Annotated in this window: 19 protein-coding genes; 12 read left to right on the forward strand and 7 right to left on the reverse strand. The window is 58.2% G+C overall.

All coding sequences use genetic code 11. The features are described 5' to 3' along the window. Positions 1–257 precede the first annotated feature (257 nt). The 5 genes from ACP7E4_RS02670 (at position 258) to arfB (ending at position 4,995) form a co-directional block, all read left to right on the forward strand. Entirely contained in the window at positions 258–881 is a 624-nt protein-coding gene (locus tag ACP7E4_RS02670) for a glutathione S-transferase family protein (RefSeq protein ID WP_426111401.1), read from the forward strand. Positions 882–1,014: 133 nt separating this feature from the next. Beyond that, the gene (locus tag ACP7E4_RS02675; protein WP_426111403.1) at positions 1,015–1,947 is read left to right on the forward strand and encodes an ABC transporter ATP-binding protein; all 933 of its coding nucleotides are present in this window, start codon (positions 1,015–1,017) and stop codon (positions 1,945–1,947) included. Further along, positions 1,944–2,735: an ABC transporter permease gene (locus tag ACP7E4_RS02680; RefSeq protein ID WP_426111405.1), complete on the forward strand. Its 792-nt coding sequence runs from the start codon at positions 1,944–1,946 to the stop codon at positions 2,733–2,735. The genes ACP7E4_RS02675 and ACP7E4_RS02680 overlap by 4 nt, the downstream gene beginning before the upstream one ends. Positions 2,736–3,061: 326 nt before the next feature. Further along, positions 3,062–4,471, forward strand: coding sequence for an amino acid permease (locus tag ACP7E4_RS02685; protein WP_426111407.1), 1,410 nt, complete (start codon positions 3,062–3,064; stop codon positions 4,469–4,471). Between the two features lie 110 nt (positions 4,472–4,581). Beyond that, positions 4,582–4,995, forward strand: coding sequence for an alternative ribosome rescue aminoacyl-tRNA hydrolase ArfB (gene arfB, locus ACP7E4_RS02690; RefSeq protein ID WP_020290549.1), 414 nt, complete (start codon positions 4,582–4,584; stop codon positions 4,993–4,995). Here arfB and ACP7E4_RS02695 read toward each other — a convergent pair whose 3' ends face one another. From ACP7E4_RS02695 to phhA, 6 genes are all read right to left on the reverse strand, one after another. After that, positions 4,996–6,198: an MFS transporter gene (locus ACP7E4_RS02695; protein WP_426111409.1), complete on the reverse strand. Its 1,203-nt coding sequence runs from the start codon at positions 6,196–6,198 to the stop codon at positions 4,996–4,998. A gap of 239 nt (positions 6,199–6,437) precedes the next feature. Further along, positions 6,438–6,617: a hypothetical protein gene (locus ACP7E4_RS02700; RefSeq protein WP_426111411.1), complete on the reverse strand. Its 180-nt coding sequence runs from the start codon at positions 6,615–6,617 to the stop codon at positions 6,438–6,440. A gap of 84 nt (positions 6,618–6,701) precedes the next feature. Next, positions 6,702–6,845, reverse strand: coding sequence for a hypothetical protein (locus ACP7E4_RS02705; RefSeq protein ID WP_170826372.1), 144 nt, complete (start codon positions 6,843–6,845; stop codon positions 6,702–6,704). A 195-nt stretch (positions 6,846–7,040) separates the two neighbouring features. After that, positions 7,041–8,237: an amino acid aminotransferase gene (locus ACP7E4_RS02710; protein WP_426111413.1), complete on the reverse strand. Its 1,197-nt coding sequence runs from the start codon at positions 8,235–8,237 to the stop codon at positions 7,041–7,043. Then, positions 8,237–8,593, reverse strand: a complete 357-nt coding sequence (locus ACP7E4_RS02715) for a 4a-hydroxytetrahydrobiopterin dehydratase (RefSeq protein WP_426111415.1) — start codon at positions 8,591–8,593, stop codon at positions 8,237–8,239. Before ACP7E4_RS02715 ends, ACP7E4_RS02710 begins: the two co-directional genes overlap by 1 nt. Before the next feature lie 13 nt (positions 8,594–8,606). Beyond that, on the reverse strand, positions 8,607–9,605 hold the full coding sequence (gene phhA / locus ACP7E4_RS02720) for a phenylalanine 4-monooxygenase (RefSeq protein ID WP_426111417.1): 999 nt from the start codon (positions 9,603–9,605) through the stop codon (positions 8,607–8,609). A 221-nt stretch (positions 9,606–9,826) separates the two neighbouring features. Here phhA and ACP7E4_RS02725 point away from each other — a divergent pair, with 221 nt between their 5' ends. Further along, positions 9,827–11,386 carry a sigma-54-dependent transcriptional regulator gene (locus ACP7E4_RS02725; RefSeq protein ID WP_426111419.1) on the forward strand — a complete coding sequence of 520 codons (1,560 nt, stop codon included), beginning with the start codon at positions 9,827–9,829 and terminating at the stop codon, positions 11,384–11,386. A gap of 183 nt (positions 11,387–11,569) precedes the next feature. Here the strand turns inward: ACP7E4_RS02725 and ACP7E4_RS02730 are convergent, their stop codons facing one another. Beyond that, complete coding sequence (locus tag ACP7E4_RS02730; protein WP_426111421.1) at positions 11,570–11,836, reverse strand: DUF2790 domain-containing protein; 267 nt, start codon at positions 11,834–11,836, stop codon at positions 11,570–11,572. 409 nt (positions 11,837–12,245) lie between these two features. Here ACP7E4_RS02730 and acs point away from each other — a divergent pair, with 409 nt between their 5' ends. The 6 genes from acs to ACP7E4_RS02760 all read left to right on the forward strand — a co-directional run bounded on the left by acs (position 12,246) and on the right by ACP7E4_RS02760 (position 19,413). Then, positions 12,246–14,201: an acetate--CoA ligase gene (gene acs / locus ACP7E4_RS02735; RefSeq protein WP_426111423.1), complete on the forward strand. Its 1,956-nt coding sequence runs from the start codon at positions 12,246–12,248 to the stop codon at positions 14,199–14,201. A 1,065-nt stretch (positions 14,202–15,266) separates the two neighbouring features. Then, entirely contained in the window at positions 15,267–16,043 is a 777-nt protein-coding gene (locus ACP7E4_RS02740) for an ABC transporter substrate-binding protein (protein ID WP_426111425.1), read from the forward strand. Between the two features lie 84 nt (positions 16,044–16,127). After that, positions 16,128–16,817 (forward strand): ABC transporter permease, encoded by a 690-nt coding sequence (locus tag ACP7E4_RS02745; protein ID WP_020290538.1) that lies wholly within the window; start codon positions 16,128–16,130, stop codon positions 16,815–16,817. Next, positions 16,814–17,512 (forward strand): ABC transporter permease, encoded by a 699-nt coding sequence (locus ACP7E4_RS02750; protein ID WP_426111427.1) that lies wholly within the window; start codon positions 16,814–16,816, stop codon positions 17,510–17,512. The genes ACP7E4_RS02745 and ACP7E4_RS02750 overlap by 4 nt, the downstream gene beginning before the upstream one ends. Position 17,513: 1 nt before the next feature. Next, positions 17,514–18,626, forward strand: coding sequence for a succinylglutamate desuccinylase/aspartoacylase family protein (locus tag ACP7E4_RS02755; protein ID WP_426111429.1), 1,113 nt, complete (start codon positions 17,514–17,516; stop codon positions 18,624–18,626). A gap of 22 nt (positions 18,627–18,648) precedes the next feature. After that, a complete protein-coding gene (locus tag ACP7E4_RS02760) occupies positions 18,649–19,413 on the forward strand; it encodes an ABC transporter ATP-binding protein (RefSeq protein WP_426111431.1) in 765 nt (254 codons plus the stop codon). Positions 19,414–19,484 lie beyond the last annotated feature (71 nt).

Genomic DNA, 19,484 nt, shown 5'->3' on the forward strand with positions numbered 1-19,484 from the left:
CAGGTCCTGTTCCGTCAAGCGAACAGCACGGCGAGCATCGATAGTGACCCTGGCCGCGCGCGGGAGTTCGGTGTCTGGCTGGCTGTCTTCGTGGGACCGGCGTTAGCCGGGAAGAGGCCAAGGCAGTCACGTCATGAGTATTGGCGCAAATGCCGCCTTCCCGGCTAAAGCCGGTCCCACAGGTTTCGATAACACTGGTCTGGTTCAGCGTAAACTCCCCAGCACTTCTTCGAATGTCGGTTTACAGAGGATTACCAATGCTGAAAATCTGGGGCAGAAAAAACTCGACCAACGTGCGCAAGGCGCTGTGGATCGCCGAAGAACTTGGCCTGCAATACGAAACGGTCGATGCCGGCGGGGCGTTCGGTCTGGTGGACGGTGAAGAATACCGGGCGAAAAACCCCAACGGTCGCGTGCCGATGATCGAAGACGGCGACTTCGTGCTCTGGGAGTCCAATGCCATCGTGCGCTATCTGGCGGCGCAATACGCCCCGGATTCGGCACTGTATCCAGCCGATCCTCAGGCGCGGGCAGCGGCAGACAAGTGGATGGACTGGACCACCTCGACCTTGGCCGAACCGTTTCGGCATGTGTTCTGGGGTGTGTTGCGCACTCCGGCGGAGCAGCAGGACTGGGTGCAGATCAATGGCGCGATCAAGACTGTGCAAGCGTTGTTAATAGTTGCGGACGAAGCTTTGGCGACCCAGCCTTATCTTTCCGGCGACGAATTCGGCATGGGCGACATTCCCCTGGGCAGTTTTATCTATGCCTGGTTCGAAATGCCGATTGAACGTCCGGCGATGCATCATCTCCAAGCCTGGTATGAGCGCCTGAAAGCGCGGCCAGCTTATCAATCGGCAGTGATGACCGCGTTGACCTGATAAGTATTATCAATATATGTCGCTGTACTTGAATGGCATAGCCAAGCACCATTGCCTGGCTGTGCCGCGGTTGTAATCGGTGGCTTCAGCCCTCATCTATTCTTTTCTTTCCTTCATTGGTGCGTTTTCCGATATGAGTTCCGCTCTGTCCATCCGGCAGCTAACCAAAACCTACGGCAACGGTTTCCAGGCCCTGAGTGGTATCGATCTGGACGTCGCTGAAGGTGACTTCTTCGCCTTGCTCGGCCCCAATGGTGCCGGCAAATCCACTACCATCGGCATCATCTCGACCCTGGTCAACAAGACCAGCGGCACGGTGAATATCTTTGGTCATGACCTGGACCGCGAGCCAGCGGCGCTCAAGCGCTGCATTGGCGTGGTGCCCCAGGAATTCAATTTCAACCAGTTCGAAAAAGCCTTCGACATCGTCGTGACCCAGGCCGGCTACTACGGCATCCCGCTGAAGATCGCCAAGGAGCGCGCCGAGCGTTACCTGACGCAGCTGGGCTTGTGGGACAAGCGCGATGTGCCTTCGCGTTCACTGTCCGGCGGCATGAAGCGGCGTCTGATGATTGCTCGTGCGTTGATTCATGAACCGCGCCTGCTGATCCTCGACGAACCGACTGCGGGCGTGGACATCGAGCTGCGTCGTTCAATGTGGGGTTTCCTCACCGAGCTGAACGAGCAGGGCACGACGATCATCCTCACCACGCACTATCTGGAAGAGGCCGAGCAACTGTGCCGCAACATCGGCATCATCGACCACGGCGTGATTGTCGAGAACACCGGCATGAAGCAGTTGCTGAACAAAATGACCGTTGAAACCTTCCTGCTGGATCTCAAGGATTCGCATCAGAGCGCGCCGCAGCTAACTGGCTATCCAAGCAAGCTGCTCGACAGCCATACCCTGGAAGTCCAGGTCGACAAGAATATCGGCATCACTGCGTTGTTCGGCCAACTCGCTGCACAGAACATCGAAGTGGCGAGCCTGCGCAATAAAACCAATCGCCTTGAGGAGCTGTTCGTGTCCCTGGTGGAAAAAAATCTGGCGAAGGTGGCGGTATGAGTCACGAAACCACCTCCGAGCTGCGCCCCAACCTGATTGCCCTGAACACCATCGTCTATCGCGAAGTGCGTCGTTTCATGCGGATCTGGCCGCAAACGCTGCTGCCGCCTGCGATCACCATGGTTCTGTACTTCGTGATCTTCGGCAACCTGATCGGCCGGCAGATCGGCGACATGGGCGGATTCACGTACATGCAGTACATCGTGCCGGGCCTGATCATGATGTCGGTGATCACCAACTCCTACGGCAACGTGGTGTCGAGTTTCTTCGGCGCCAAGTTCCAGCGCTCAGTTGAAGAGCTGATGGTGTCGCCGGTTTCGCCGCACACCATTCTTATCGGTTATGTGTTGGGCGGCGTGTTGCGCGGCCTGATGGTCGGCGTCATCGTGACCCTGCTGTCGATGTTCTTCACCGACCTGCAAGTCCATCACCTGGGTATCACGGTGATCGTCGTGGTGCTGACGGCGACAATCTTCTCGCTGTTGGGCTTCATCAATGCCGTGTTCGCGCGCAACTTCGATGACATCTCGATCATCCCGACCTTCGTGCTGACACCGCTGACCTATCTCGGTGGCGTGTTCTACTCGATCAACCTGCTGCCGCCGTTCTGGCAGACCGTGTCCATGGCCAACCCGGTCCTGCATATGGTCAACGCCTTCCGTTACGGCATCCTCGGTGTGTCCGACATCCGCATCAGCATCGCCATGGCGTTCATGGTCATCGCGACCATCGTCCTGTATGTGGGCTGCGCGCGGTTGCTGGTAAGTGGGCGTGGGATGCGGCAGTAGTTTCAGCAACACCCAGGACGCCCTGGAGCGACCGGGGTGGCGATCCACCTTTCCCGCGATGAGGCCGATACATTCGCCGGTTTTCTAAAACCGGCTAATGGTCTTCGCGGGCAAGCCTCGCTCCAACAATCCAGGATGTGACAGTCTTGCGCTGCCCCCTCAACTCCCTCCAGGGGTGTACAATCCCTCGCGTTTTTCTGTGGCTTGCTGACCTCTTCGCGCATCCAACTCGTTCAGGGCCATCCGCCTTGTGCACTTCATTCCCTGACGCCACAAGCGCTGTGGGTTCGATTCCGTCACAGACAATAACAATCAGGTGACTATCAATGAGTGAACACCTCTCGTCCTCCGGCGAGCTGAAACGTGGGCTGAAAAATCGTCATATCCAACTGATCGCCCTGGGCGGCGCCATCGGCACAGGCTTGTTCCTGGGCTCGGCAGGCGTGCTCAAGTCGGCGGGTCCGTCGATGATCCTCGGTTACGCCATCTGCGGCTTCATTGCCTTCATGATCATGCGCCAGCTCGGCGAGATGATCGTCGAAGAGCCGGTCGCTGGCTCCTTCAGCCATTTCGCGCACAAATACTGGGGCGGCTTTGCCGGTTTTCTGTCTGGCTGGAACTGCTGGATTCTGTATATCCTGGTGGGCATGTCCGAGCTGACCGCCGTAGGCAAGTACATCCACTACTGGTGGCCGGAAATCCCCAGCTGGGCCTCAGCGGCGGTGTTCTTCCTGATGATCAACGCCGTCAACCTGGCCAACGTCAAAGTCTTCGGTGAAGCCGAGTTCTGGTTCGCCATCATCAAGGTCGTGGCGATCCTGGGCATGATCGCCCTGGGCAGCTATCTGCTGGTCAGCGGTAATGGCGGGCCACAAGCATCGGTCAGCAACCTCTGGGAACACGGCGGCTTCTTTCCCAATGGCGTCATGGGGCTGGTGATGGCGCTAGCGATCATCATGTTCTCTTTCGGTGGCCTGGAAATGCTTGGCTTCACCGCCGCCGAGGCCGATCAGCCGCGCACCGTGATTCCCAAAGCGATCAATCAGGTGATCTACCGGATCCTGATTTTCTACATTGGCGCGTTGGTGGTGTTGCTCTCGCTGACGCCTTGGGACAGCCTGCTGGCCAGCCTCAATGCTTCGGGTGACGAGTACAGCGGCAGCCCTTTTGTACAGGTGTTTTCGATGCTGGGCAGCGACACCGCCGCGCACATCCTCAACTTTGTGGTCCTGACGGCCGCATTGTCGGTCTACAACAGTGGCACTTACTGCAACAGCCGCATGCTGCTGGGCATGGCCGAGCAGGGCGATGCGCCGCGTTCCCTGGCGCAGGTCGACAAGCGCGGCGTGCCGGTGCGGGCGATTTTCGTCTCGGCGCTGGTGACCTTCGTCGCGGTGCTGCTCAACTACCTGATCCCGCACAGTGCCCTTGAGCTGCTGATGTCGCTGGTGGTGGCTACATTGGTCATCAACTGGGCGATGATCAGCTATTCGCACCTCAAGTTTCGCCAGCACATGATCCGTACCCAACAGGTGCCGCTGTTCAAGGCGTTGTGGTATCCGTACGGCAACTACGTGTGCCTGGCGTTCGTGGTGTTCATTCTCGGCATCATGCTGATGATTCCGGGTATTCAGGTCTCGGTGTATGCGATACCGGTCTGGCTGCTGCTGATGTTGGTTTGCTACCGCATCAAGAGCAAACGCAGCGCGGCGGCTGCGCTGAATCACGCTGGCTGAGTTTCTCGATGCTCAACACACCCGGTCTGCAGTGCCCACGCGCTGCAACCGGGTTTTTTATGGGTGCAACGGTTATCCTGATCGCCCTTGATCGACTGTAGCTTTGACCCATGCTGGTGATTTCCAACAATGTGCATCTGCCGGATGCCGAAATTGAATTGACTGCGATCCGCGCTCAGGGTGCGGGCGGGCAAAACGTCAACAAGGTTTCCAGCGCGATGCACTTGCGCTTTGACATCAACGCGTCGTCCTTGCCGCCGTTCTATAAAGAGCGTCTGCTGGCCCTGCGCGACAGCCGTATTACCAGCGATGGCGTGCTGATCATCAAGGCTCAGCAATATCGCACTCAGGAACAGAATCGCGCCGATGCGCTGGAGCGTCTGGTCGAGCTGATCGTCAGCGCTACCAAGGTCGAAAAGAAACGCCGCCCGACCAAGCCGACGTTGGGCTCGAAGAAGCGGCGGCTTGAGGGCAAGACCAAGCGTGGCTCGATCAAGGCCGGGCGCGGCAAGGTCGACTTCTGATCAGGCGTTTCGTTGGCGCATCGCTTTGGCCTGCTTGAACAGGTAAACACTTACCCCGAGCCCGCTGAGGGAGGCGATGGCGGCGAAGAGGAAGATCGACGAGAAGCCAAAGCCGCCAGCGATTGCGCCTGCCACCGGGCCAGTGATCCCCAGCGACAGATCAATGAACAGCGAATAGGCGCCCACCGCTGCACCACGGCTGGACGCCGGCACAAGGTTGACGGCTTCGACGCCCAGCGCCGGGAACACCAATGAGAAGCCGAAACCGGTCAGCGCCGCGCCGGCCAGCGCCAGTTCGGGTGACGGTGCCAGCCACAGCAACAGCAGGCCGAGGCTCTCGACCGACAAGCAGGCAATCGCCACCCGGAAACCGCCCAGGCGATTGATCAAGTTGCCGAACAGCAGTCGCGCCGCGATAAAGCAGCCGCCGAACAGGCTCAGGCAAAGCACGGCGTTGGGCCAGCCGTGGCTGGCGTAATACAGGGTAATAAAAGTGGCGATGGTGCCGAAGCCGATTGATCCCAGCGCCAGGCCCATGCCGTGGGGAAAGACTCGGCCCAGCACATGCATGAAAGGCAGACGCTCGCCGTGCACGATGGGCGCGGGCTCCTTCTTCCGGGCCAGCGCGATGCCCAACCCGGCCAGCAGCATGATGCTCACGCCCATGCTCCACAGACCCAGTTCACCGACCATCAGCACACCCAGGGGCGCACCAATGGCCAGTGCGCCGTAGCTGGCGATGCCGTTCCAGGAAATCACCTTGGCGGTGTTAGCCGCGCCGACGCGACCGATACCCCAGCCAATCGACCCCGAACCCACCAGGCTTTCCGCACTGCCCAGCACCACTCGACCGATAAACAGGCAGACCAGACTTGCCACGGGCCAGCCTTGCAGCCAACTCGACAACAGCATCAGTACGCCACTCAGCCCGCAACCTGCCAGGCCGAACAGCACTGCTTTTTTGCTGCCCAGGTTATCGATGATGCGGCTGGCGTACGGGCGACTCAGCAGGGTCGCCAGGTACTGCACGCTGATGACCAAGCCGGCGACAACGGCGCCAAAACCCAGATCGGTATGGACATAACCGGGCAAGACGGCCAGCGGTATGCCGATATTCAGATAGCCGATGAAGGTGAACAAAACGATGGAAACGACCTGCAGCGTGACGGCCATGGGGCGTTCTGGAGAGTGGATCTCTGGCATGAATAAGCGGTCCAGGTTACGGCGGAGAGGGTAGAAGCTTAGCAGGCTAATCAAGTGCGCCATGATAGCGGCGTATGGGGAGCAATCGGGAGGGGGGCAGAAAAATACCGGGCGAAAATTCAGAACAGAGCCTTGTGGGAGCTAGCTTGCTTGCGAAGGCAATGTATCAGGCGCTGGAAACCAAGTTGGATGAAATGGCTTCTTCGCGAGCAAGCTCGCTCCCACCTATTCATTTGCAGTCAATCTTTAGCAGGCGCGACCAACTGCGTGGTCACCAGTGCGGCCAGGGCTTTTTCCTGGCTGCCGAAGCGTTCGAGCAAGGCCTGTTTCTTCTCAGGGCTCAAGCGCGACCAGACGTTGATCATCTTCTCGGCGGTGCCGATCAGGGCGTTGGCCTGGGTTTCGGTAAATTCGGTCATGGAGGGTGTCTACTTGTCTCGGCATTTTCAGGCGTATGGAAACTCAGCAAAACCGGTTTTCGATACGCCTGAAAAAAATCGCCTTCAGTCTTCGCTGGAGGCTGGCTGGCAGTCTTCAACCTGCGTGCTGCTGGCTTTCATCTCGACCACTTGACCGAGTTCCAGCTGCGCCAATGTTGACTGCTCGGGTTCACTCTGGCTCGGGGGGAAGTTTGGGATTTCATGCATCGTCGTCGCTCCTTCGCAAGATTTTTCTGGTTGCTGGACAGAACCGTGCTTCTAAAAAGCTTGGGCAGGATACAGCACCGCAAATGACAAACAGACTTTTATAGGTACCGTTGGTCATGTGCGGAAACAAAAAGCGGATTTCACTGTCCGGGGTCAGCACGCAAGAACTCCGCCCGTCCAACGGATTTCGCCCATTTAATCCCGACACACCGCCGCAATCGCCAGCGCCAATTGATCCAGGCGTGCTGCATCGATGCCGGCGACGTTGGCGCGGCCGGCGTTGACCATGTACACGCTGTGCTCGTGACGCAGGCGCGCCACCTGATCGTTGTTCAGCCCGGTGTAGGAAAACATCCCGCGTTGCGTCGCGATGTGCGCGAAGCGTTCGCCCAGGCCCAGCGGCGTCAGTGCCTCCACCAACCCGCTGCGCAGTTGCGCGATGCGCTGGCGCATTTCCTCCACTTCATCGGCCCACAGGGTTTTCAGCTCGGGATTGCCGAGAATTTCCGCGACCACCGCAGCGCCATGATCCGGCGGGCTGGACCACAGGTTGCGGGCAATCGACGACAACTGGCTGCGCACGTCCTGGGATTTTTCCGCGTCGCCGGCTACTACCAGCAAGGCGCCGGTGCGATCCCGATACAGGCCGAAGTTTTTCGAGCAGGAACTGGTAATCAGCAGCTCCGGCAGCTCGGCGGCCAGCAGCCGAACACCCCAGGCATCTGCTTCCAGGCCATCGCCGAAGCCCTGATAAGCGAAGTCGATCAGCGGCAGCAGGTTACGACTGCGCACGATGTCCAGCACCCGGCGCCAGTCGTCATGAGACAGATCGAACCCGGTCGGGTTGTGGCAGCACGCATGCAACAGCACCACGTCCCCAGTTGGCACGCTGTTCAGTGTTTCCAGCATGGCTTCGACGTTCAGCCGATTGTCGCTGCCCACGTAAGGGTAATGGCTGACCTTCAATCCGGCCTTGGCGAAGATGGTTTCATGGATCGGCCAGGTCGGCGTGCTGAGCCAGATACCGCGTCCCGGCAGGCATTCAGCGATGAAATCACCGGCCAGGCGCAAGGCCCCGGTGCCGCCCGGTGTCTGGGTGGCACTCACGCGTTTTTCGGTCAGCAGCGGCGAGCCGGCGCCCAGCACCAGTTCGCTGATCAAGCGGCCGAAGCGCGGTTCGCCGTGACCGCCAATATAGGTCTTGGTCATTTGCGCATCGACCAGACGCTGCTCGGCCAGCTTCACCGCGCGGGGAATGGTGGTCAAACCCATGGCGTCCTTGTAGACGCCAACGCCCAGGTCGAATTTTTCGGGATTGGTGTCGGCGGCGTAGGCGTCAATCAGGCCCAGAATCGGATCGCCCGGTACTCGCTGGATATCGGTGAAATGCATTACTTGCGGCCCTCGGCGCCTTTGGCCACCTCGTCGGTGCGGGCAGCCATGATGAAGTCGTTACGGTGCAGCCCTTTGATCGAGTGGCTCCACCAGGTGACGGTCACCTTGCCCCATTCAGTCAACAGGCCGGGGTGGTGACCTTCGGCTTCGGCAATTTCGCCGACCGCGTTGGTAAATGCCAGCGCAAATTTGAAATTCTTGAACAAGAAGACTTTTTCCAGCTGCATCACGCTGTCGCGAACCTCGATGTTCCAGTCCGGGATCTGCTTGATCAGCGCGGGCAATTCGGCATCGCTGACTTGCGGCGCGTCGGCGCGGCAGGCTTCGCAGTGGGCTTGGTTGAGCGTAGTCATGGTGAATTCCTGTTCAGGCCGCATGGGTCTTGTTAGCTGTAGAGGCGGATGAAGAGCTTGATGGATTTTTCGGTGCAAAGGTCGGCGCGTGCAAGCCCAGCTGCATGCCTTGCTCAACCATGCCCATGATGTCTTCGTGGGCCAGATCAAACAGTCGCTTGAGGTTGGGCAGGACAAAATACAGAGGTTGCAGGATATCGATACGGTACGGCGTGCGCATCGCGTCCAGCGCATCGAACACTTTATGCACAGGCTCGGAGGACAAGCTATAAACCGCTTCTTTAGGTGATGAAAGGATGCCGCCGCCATAGATTCGCCGACCTTCGGGTGTATCCACCAGGCCAAATTCGATGGTCATCCAGTACAGCCGCGCCAGATAGACGCGCTGCTCTTTACTCGCGCTGAGTCCGAGCTTGCCGTAAGTGTGGGTGAATTCCGCAAACCAGGGATTGGTCAGCAGTGGGCAATGACCAAATATTTCGTGAAAGATATCGGGCTCTTGCAAGTAGTCCAGTTCCTCTTTGCTGCGTATGAACGTGGCGACAGGAAAGCGCTTGCTGGCCAATAACTCAAAAAAAGTCTGGAAGGGGATCAGCGCAGGAACGCGCGCGACTTGCCAGCCGGTCGTAGCCGCTAGCACTGCGTTGATTTCGCTCAACTGCGGAATGCGATCGTGGGGCAGCGCGAGCTGCTCGATACCATCCAGATATTCCTGACAGGCGCGGCCTTCGATGACGTTCATCTGGCGGGTGATCAAGGTATTCCACACCGCATGCTCGGCAGCCGGATATTCAATGAATCCGTTCTCATCGGGCTCGCGTGCCACATAACGCGTCTGGCTCATGCTGCTCTCCTGGGTTCTGTTCTTCGATTTGTGTCGAACGCCTGAGGCTATGAATACCTTTTTCTGCGAATTTGGTAAGTGGATCGCCGAGTACTGGAGCTGGGTTTTCGCTTTGAATCGTAACGAATACTTTACGGTACGAGCGGGGGCCTCGAATCTTCTTGTCATGGCTGGGCAAAACCTGCCTGTACTGTCACGTATTCTTGACGATAATATTCTCGATACAAAAAAATTGTAGGGCGCATTCCAGCCTGTGGGAGCGAACTTGTTCGCGAAGAGGCCGGTACAGGCATTGAGATATTCAGTGCTTGTTCAACAGCCTTCGCGAGCAAGCTCGCTCCCACCAAGTGCGCTCCAGCAGCCTTCTTGCATCACAGGATCAATCCGCCATGCGCATCAAAGTCCATTGCCTCAATCGCATCGGCATGACCCGCGATATCCTCGATCTGCTGGTCAACTACGGCGTCAATGTCGCTCGTGGTGAAGTGGGCGGTGAGCAGGGTGATGCGATCTACCTGCACTGCCCCAACCTGATCAACATGCAGTTCCAGGCCTTGCGCCCGAAATTTGAAGCGATCCCCGGCGTTTTCGGCGTGAAGCGCGTAGGGCTTATGCCCAGTGAGCGTCGGCACATGGAGTTGAACGCGCTGTTGGGCGCCCTGGAGTTTCCGGTGATGTCCATCGACATGGGCGGCTCCATCGTTGCCGCCAATCGGGCCGCCGCGCAGTTGCTCGGGGTCAGGGTCGATGAAGTACCGGGCATTGCGCTGTCGCGTTACGCCGAAGACTTTGATCTGCCGGAACTGGTGCGCACTAATAAATCGCGAATCAATGGCCTGCGGGTCAAGGTGCGCGGCGATGTGTTCCTCGCCGATATTGCGCCGTTGCAGTCCCAGCATGATGACAGCGAAGCCATGGCCGGTGCGGTGTTGACCTTGCATCGCGCGGATCTGGTCGGCGAGCGCATCTATCAAGTGCGCAAGCAGGAATTGCGTGGCTTCGACAGCATCTTTCAGAGTTCTCGGGTCATGGCTGCGGTGGTGCGTGAAGCCCGACGCATGGCGCCGCTGGATGCGCCGTTGTTGATCGAGGGTGAAACCGGCACCGGCAAGGAGCTGCTGGCTCGCGCGTGTCATCTGGCCAGCCCGCGCGGGCAGTCGCCGTTGATGGCAATGAATTGCGCGGGCTTGTCCGAATCCATGGCCGAAACGGAATTGTTCGGCTACGGGCCGGGCGCTTTCGATGGCGCGCGAGTCGAAGGCAAGCTTGGCCTGCTGGAATTGACGGCGGGCGGCACGTTGTTTCTCGATGGCGTCGGCGAACTGAGTGCGCGGATGCAGGCCAAACTGCTGCGCTTCTTGCAGGACGGCTGCTTTCGTCGGGTGGGCAGCGATGAAGAGGTTTATCTGGATGTGCGGGTCATCTGCTCGACCCAGAGCGATCTGTCCGAACTGTGCGCCAGAGGCGAGTTTCGCCAGGATCTCTACCACCGCCTCAACGTGCTGACGCTGCATATCCCGCCGTTGCGCGAATGCCTGGACGGCCTGGGGCCGCTGGTTGAGCACTTCCTCGATCAGGCCAGTCGGCAGATCGGCTGCGCGCTGCCGCGAATCGGCCCGGCTGCAATGGAGCGGCTGACCCATTACCACTGGCCGGGCAATATCCGTCAGTTGGAGAATGTGTTGTTTCAGGCCGTTTCATTGTGCGAGGGCGGCACGGTCAAGGCTGAACATGTCCGATTGCCAGAATATGGCGTGCGGGAACCGTTGCGTGAGTTTTCCCTGGACGGCGGGCTGGACGAAATAGTCGGACGCTTTGAAAAGGCTGTCTTACAGCGCCTTTATCCGGAGTATTCCAGCAGTCGACAATTAGGCAAACGCCTCGGCGTTTCCCACACCACCATCGCCAACAAGTTGCGCGATTATGGATTGGGTGCGGAAAAGAAATAAGTTTTCAAACATCAGGTGAGGGTGTGAGTTATTGCGGAGATCAAACGTGGCAGAACTTCATCTTTATAAATAAAGTTTAATGTTCAAGGTTAAGCAAGCGCTGCTTGTAATAGCGACAGAAACGAGGCCACGTCTCGGGGGAGTGCTCCCGGAGACGTTGGCATCATGCGCGAGCGGTCTGGATCAACCGTTGCTGCAACCGTTGCCCATCACTTGATAAGCCATGATGTGCTGATTGCCTTGGGAATCCAGGTAGGTCATGCGCATCGGCACTACGGCGCAGACGTTTGGAACATTGCTGACGGAGACCACTTTGGCGATGTCCAGGTGGCTGCCATAGGTGTATTGCTCGGCGCGGGCTTGTTGTACAGCAACTTTTGCACCTGACTCTTCAGCCATTGCAAATGCACTGAAACCACAAAGGGCCAGAACCAGCAGTGAAGCTTTCATTGCGTATTACCTTCTTTAGTTCGAAATGGGTCACACAACCCTTGTGGGGTCATGTGTGAATCGAGTGTCGGTATCGTGGATTAACAAGCCTGTGGGGGCTGTCAGTTGTTAATCGGTTTGCCGTGTTGGTGAGATTGATTCTATGCCTCTGTGCCTGATTCATATAGAAAGAGTTTTGATAAACACTATTGAGCAAATCCGTAATAATCCGTTTCACTGCTGCTCGAATCATGAGTGTTGCTCGTTCTTTAGTCTTGCTTCGTTCGGCGTACTGCGCCGGGATACGGCGCCTGCAAGCCGATTGTGGTGTAGGGTTGCAAAGCGGTAAGACCATCGTCGAATGGTCCCGAGACCGGCAGCCGGTTACAACGGACACATAAAACAACAACTATCCACCGAGGTAACCAAGATGAGTGCAGCTTCCCTGTACCCCGTCCGCCCAGATGTTGCAGCGACAACGCTGACCGATGAGGCGACCTACAAGGCCATGTATCAGCAGTCAGTGGTCAACCCCGATGGCTTCTGGCGTGAGCAGGCCAAACGCCTCGACTGGATCAAGCCTTTCACCTCGGTCAAACAGACCTCCTTCGACGATCACCGGGTCGATATCAAATGGTTCGCTGACGGCACGCTGAACGTTGCCTATAACTGCCTGGACCGTCACCTGGAAGAACGCGGCGACTCCATCGCCATCATCTGGGAAGGCGACGATCCTTCCGAGAGCCGCAACATCACTTATCGCGAACTGCATACGGAAGTCTGCAAATTCGCCAACGCCCTGCGCGGCCAGGATGTGCATCGCGGCGACGTGGTGACTATCTATATGCCGATGATCCCCGAGGCTGTGGTCGCCATGCTGGCGTGCGCCCGGATCGGAGCCATTCACTCTGTGGTATTCGGCGGCTTTTCTCCTGAAGCGCTGGCCGGACGCATCATCGATTGCCAGTCCAAGGTGGTGATCACCGCCGATGAAGGCCTGCGTGGTGGCAAGAAAACCGCCATGAAAGCCAACGTCGACCGTGCGTTGACCAACCCTGAAACCGCCAGCGTGCAGAAAGTCATCGTCTGCAAGCGCACCGGCGGCGATATCGAATGGAACCGCCATCGCGACATCTGGTACCACTCGCTGTTGGAAGTGGCATCGGCCACCTGCGCACCGAAAGAAATGGGCGCCGAAGAGTCGTTGTTCATTCTTTATACCTCCGGCTCCACGGGCAAACCCAAGGGCGTGCTGCACACCACAGCTGGCTATCTGGTTTACGCCGCGCTGACTCACGAGCGGGTGTTCGACTACCGTCCGGGCGAAGTTTACTGGTGTACCGCTGACGTGGGCTGGGTCACCGGTCACAGCTACATCGTCTACGGCCCGCTGGCCAACGGCGCAACCACGCTGCTGTTCGAAGGTGTGCCGAACTACCCGGACATTACTCGCGTGTCGAAAATCGTCGACAAGCACAAGGTCAATATCCTCTACACCGCGCCGACCGCCATTCGCGCCATGATGGCCGAAGGCACCAAAGCCGTAGACGGCGCTGACGGTTCGAGCCTGCGCTTGTTGGGCTCGGTCGGTGAGCCGATCAACCCCGAGGCGTGGAACTGGTACTACAACACCGTCGGCAAGAAGAACTGCCCGATTGTCGATACCTGGTGGCAGACCGAAACCGGCGGCATCCTGATCAGCCCGCTGCCAGGCGCTACTGCCCTGAAGCCGGGCTCGGCGACACGTCCTTTCTTTGGCGTGATTCCGGCCCTGGTGGATAACCTGGGCAACCTGATCGAAGGCGCAGCCGAAGGTAATCTGGTCATCCTCGATTCCTGGCCGGGCCAGTCGCGCACGCTGTACGGTGATCACGACCGTTTCGTCGACACTTACTTCAAGACCTTCCGTGGCATGTACTTCACCGGTGACGGTGCGCGTCGTGATGAAGATGGCTACTACTGGATCACCGGTCGCGTGGACGACGTGCTCAACGTGTCCGGCCACCGCATGGGTACTGCCGAAATCGAAAGCGCGATGGTTGCCCACCCGAAAGTCGCCGAAGCTGCCGTGGTCGGCGTGCCTCACGACTTGAAAGGGCAGGGCATCTACGTCTACGTCACGCTCAATGGCGGCGAAGTGCCGGATGAGGCGTTGCGTCTCGAACTGCGTAACTGGGTGCGCAAGGAAATCGGTCCGATTGCCTCCCCGGATGTCATCCAGTGGGCGCCGGGCCTGCCAAAAACCCGCTCGGGGAAAATCATGCGCCGCATCCTGCGCAAGATTGCCACTGGCGAATACGACACCTTGGGTGATATCTCCACCCTGGCCGATCCGAGTGTCGTGCAGCATTTGATCGAAACACACAAGACCATGACCGCCGCCTGATAAAGGCCGCTCAAAAACCCCGCCCGGTGTAAGCCTGGCGGGGTTTTTTATGTGCCCCGTTATTGCATGTGAAGCGCGATCCCTGTGGGAGCGAACTTGTATGTTGCCCGCGCGCTTCGAATCGGGTTGCGCCAACAGCATTTGCGGTGCGGCTTATTGAGGTTTTGCCCTGACGGTCGAGTCCTTTTGTTTCGGCAAAAGGACGAAACCATTTTGCGCTGACGTCCGGCCCCTGCTTCGCAGCGGTTCCTTCGCTCCGGTGCCGTGGGGTGGGTACGCCCTAATGAAAAACCAAACGGAGTACACCCCAAACTTCATGTCTGGGGGTTGCTCACGAACATAGAATCTCCAACGGATCTACGCAACGTTCGCGATAGGACATAAAGCCGATGCATTTGCGTCTACTGGAATGCCGTCTTCCCGGATAAATCCGGTCCCACAAAACCAGCGCGATCTAGTGGGACCGGCTTTAGCCGGGAAGGCGTCGGTTCAGACAATACATCTGCGGCGCCTGGCGGTTGCCCTCAGACATAGAATCTCCAACAAATAGCGCTGCAGCAGTGAACGTGTTCGCGAGGCGGTCTCGGTGTCTACGCAGGCGCAATGCCTTACCTCCAACAGATATATATCCACATGTTACCCACGAGCAACGGTCTGTAACCCTCCGCGCATTTGTGAGGCGATACGCCTCAGTTTTTGTAGGAAATGGGTGCGTTATTGTCCAGGAAATAAACCCGATCAACGCTGCGCTTGCCGTATTACAAGGCTTTGCCAATAATGGGCGCGTATTTTGCTGTATAGATCGGTTAGTCTTCTTTTCGCATTGCATAACCTGCAATAGCTGTCAATAAGCCCGGTCTGTTTTTTCGATGCTTTTGTAACTAGTTGTCGCATTGAAGAAATATCGACTTCGAGCGTGTCGTTAAAATGCCGATCACTCGCCCAAGGTTTGCGGGCCCGGATTCCGGCCTCGCCTGGCAGGCGTCACAGTCTTCAATCATCTCTCCGCATTTTGGGCTCTAGCTCACTCTGCCATTTGTCGTGTTTACCGACGGAGTCCTAAGAATGAAAAAGCTCATGCTTCTTGGTGCACTGGCGCTGTCTGTGCTGGCGCAGCCAACGTTTGCTGACGAAAAACCGCTGAAAATCGGCATCGAAGCCGCTTACCCTCCGTTTGCCTCCAAGGCGCCGGATGGCAGCATCGTGGGTTTCGACTACGACATCGGCAACGCCCTGTGTGCCGAGATGAAGGTCAAGTGCACCTGGGTCGAGCAGGAATTCGATGGCCTGATCCCCGCGCTCAAAGTGCGTAAGATCGACGCGATCCTGTCCTCGATGTCCATCACCGAAGACCGCAAGAAATCCGTGGATTTCACTGATCGCTACTACAGCACCCAGGCGCGTCTGGTAATGAAGGACGGCACCACGATCAGCGACAGCCTTGCTGAACTCAAGGGCAAGAAGATCGGCGTGCAGCGCGGTTCGATCCATGACCGTTTCGCCAAGGAAAAACTCGAGCCGTTGGGCGCCGAGATCAAATCCTACGCATCGCAGAACGAAATCTACCTGGACATTCAGGCCGGTCGTCTTGATGGCACCGTGGCTGACGCGACCCTGTTGCAAGACGGTTTCCTGAAAACCGACGCAGGCAAGGGCTACGCTTTCGTTGGCCCGGCATTCACTGACGCCGCCTACTTCGGCGACGGTATCGGTATTGCCGTGCGTAAAGGCGACAAGGCCAATCTGGACAAGATCAACGCGGCCATCACTGCAATTCGCGCCAATGGCGAGTACAAGAAAATCCAGGACAAGTACTTCGATTTCGACGTTTACGGCAAGTAAGTCGTCTGAAGCTACCCCTCGAAATGGCGCAAGCAACGGTCGTTCTTGCGCCATTTTCATACCCATCCGTGAGGACCGCACATCATGTTGAAAGGCTACGGGGCTGTCATCCTCGAAGGTGCATGGCTGACGCTGCAACTGGCCTTGTCGTCGATGGCGCTGGCCATTGTCCTCGGCCTGATTGGCGTGGCGCTGCGTTTGTCGCCGGTGCGACAACTTGCAGTGTTGGGTGATCTGTATTCCACGGTAATCCGCGGGATTCCCGATCTGGTGCTGATTCTGCTGATTTTCTACGGCGGGCAAAGTGTGCTCAACGCTGTTGCGCCGATGGTCGGCTATGACGACTACATCGAGCTCAGCCCGTTGGCGGCTGGTATTGGCACGCTCGGTTTTATCTTCGGCGCCTACCTCTCGGAAACCTTTCGCGGTGCCTTTATGGCGATTCCCAAAGGCCAGTCCGAAGCCGGCATGGCGTACGGGATGAGCCGCTTCAACGTATTTTTCCGGATATTGGTGCCGCAGATGATTCGCCTGGCGATTCCCGGCTTCACCAATAACTGGCTGGTGCTGACCAAGGCCACCGCGCTGATTTCCGTGGTCGGTCTGCAGGACATGATGTTCAAGGCCAAACAGGCGGCCGACGCGACCCGCGAGCCGTTTACCTTTTTCCTCGCCGTGGCGGCGATGTATCTGGTGATCACCAGTGTCTCGCTGCTGATTCTGCGCTTCATCGAAAAACGCTACTCGGTAGGCGTAAGGGCGGCTGACCTATGATCTTCGACTACACCGTCGTCTGGGATAGCCTGCCGATGTATTTCAGCGGCATGCTGATCACCCTCAAGTTGCTGGCGATTTCCCTGTTTTTCGGCCTGCTTGCCGCTTTGCCCCTGGGCTTGATGCGGGTCTCGAAAAACCGCTGGATAAACCTGCCGGCATGGCTGTTCACTTATGTGATTCGCGGCACGCCGATGCTGGTGCAGCTGTTCCTCATCTATTACGGCCTGGCGCAATTTTCGGCGGTGCGGGAGAGTTTTCTCTGGCCGATGCTGTCCAGTGCGACCTTCTGCGCCTGTCTGGCCTTCGCCGTCAATACCAGCGCGTATACCGCCGAAATCATCGCTGGCAGCCTGAAGGCCACGCCGGCCGGTGAAATCGAAGCCGCCCGCGCGATGGGTATGTCCAAGGCCATGCTATATCGCCGGATTCTGCTGCCCTCGGCGCTGCGTCGTGCGCTGCCGCAGTACAGCAATGAAGTGATCATGATGCTGCAGACCACCAGTCTGGCGTCCATTGTCACGCTGCTCGACATTACCGGCGCGGCCCGCTCGGTCAACGCTCAGTATTATCTGCCTTTCGAGGCGTTCATCACCGCAGGCGTGTTCTACCTGTGCCTGACATTCATTCTGGTGCGACTGTTCAAGCTGGCTGAACACCGCTGGCTGGGCTACCTCGCGCCCCGGAAGGCCTGACATGCAAAGAACCGATCATGTATTGCCGTGGAGCACCCTCGGCACCGAACGCCAGCTGAGCGTGTTCCGTTTCGGCAGCGGCGAACGCAAGGCCTACATCCAGGCCAGCCTGCACGCCGACGAACTGCCGGGCATGCGCACCGCCTGGGAGCTGAAAAAACGTCTGTTGGAGCTGGAAGAGCAGGGCGCGCTCAAAGGCGTCATCGAGCTTGTGCCGGTGGCTAATCCGATCGGCCTGGGGCAATTGCTGCAAGGCGCCCATCAAGGACGTTTCGAATTCGGCAGCGGCAAGAATTTCAACCGAGACTTTGCCGAGTTGAGCGAGCCGGTCGCCGAGTTGCTTGAAGGCCAGTTGGGCGACGATCCGCACAGTAATGTGCAGTTGATCCGCCAGGCCATGACCACTGCGCTGGAAAACCTGCCGCCACCACAAGGCGAGCTGCGCGGCTTGCAGCATTTGCTGCTCAGTCATGCCTGCACCGCTGATGTGGTGCTGGATCTGCATTGCGACGCTGACGCCGCGCTTCACCTCTATGCCTTGCCGCAGCATTGGCCGCAATGGCGTTCCCTGACGGCGCATCTGGATGTCCGGGTGGCGTTGCTGGCCGAAGACTCGGGCGGCAGTTCGTTCGATGAGGCCTGCTCGTTGCCATGGTTGCGGCTGTCGCGGATTTTTCCGGACGCGCAGATTCCTCTGGCGTGTCTGGCGACCACCATCGAGTTGGGCGGTCAGGCCGATACTGGCAAACCCGAAGCCGAGGCTCACGCCGCAGGCATTCTGGCGTTTCTGGCCGAGCAAGGTTTTATCAGTGGCGACTGGCCGCAACCGGCCCATGAAGCCTGCGAAGGCATGCCGTTCGAAGGCACCGAATTGTTGTTCGCGCCGCATCCCGGCGTGGTGACGTTCCTGCGTTCGGCCGGCGACTGGGTCGACGTCGGTGATCCGCTGTTCGAAGTCATCGATCCGCTGTCCGACAAGGTCAGCACGGTCTGCTCCAACACTGCTGGCGTGCTGTTTGCCATCGAGCGGCTGCGTTACGCACAACCGGGTTTCTGGCTGGCTAAAGTGGCGGGGCGTACGCCGCGCCGTCATGGCCGTCTGCTCAACGACTGACTGTTTTGTGAGAATCGAAAGCATGAACAAACTGGAAGTCCAGGATCTGCATAAACGCTATGGCAGCCACGAGGTGCTCAAGGGTGTGTCCCTGACCGCCAAGGCCGGAGATGTGATCAGCATCATCGGTTCCAGTGGTTCTGGCAAAAGCACCTTCTTGCGTTGCATCAACCTGCTGGAGCAGCCCCACGCCGGCAAAATCCTGCTCAACAATGAAGAGCTGAAGCTGGTTGCCAATAAAGACGGTAGCCTCAAGGCCGCCGACCCGAAACAGTTGCAGCGCATGCGCTCGCGGCTGTCCATGGTGTTTCAGCATTTCAATCTGTGGTCGCACATGACCGCGATGGAAAACATCATCGAAGCGCCGATCCATGTGCTGGGCCTGTCGAAAAAAGAAGCGCTGGAAAAGGCCGAGCATTATCTGGCCAAGGTCGGCGTCGCGCATCGCAAGGACGCTTATCCGGGGCATATGTCCGGCGGCGAACAGCAGCGGGTGGCGATTGCCCGGGCACTGGCCATGGAGCCGGAAGTCATGCTCTTCGACGAGCCCACTTCAGCCCTCGATCCGGAGCTGGTCGGCGATGTGCTCAAAGTGATGCAGGCCCTGGCCCAGGAAGGTCGGACCATGGTGGTGGTGACGCACGAAATGGGCTTTGCCCGGGAGGTCTCCAATCAACTGATCTTCCTGCACAAAGGCATGGTCGAGGAGTGCGGCGATCCACGGGAAGTGCTGGTCAACCCGCAGTCCGAGCGTCTGCAGCAATTTTTGTCCGGTAGCCTCAAGTAACGATTGGCGTCGTTTTCGCGATGCCTTTAGCAATAGAACAGGTCATGCTGCGCGCCAGACTGACCGTTCAA

It is taken from the genome of Pseudomonas sp. DSP3-2-3 (genome assembly GCF_049898225.1).
Lineage (GTDB): Bacteria > Pseudomonadota > Gammaproteobacteria > Pseudomonadales > Pseudomonadaceae > Aquipseudomonas.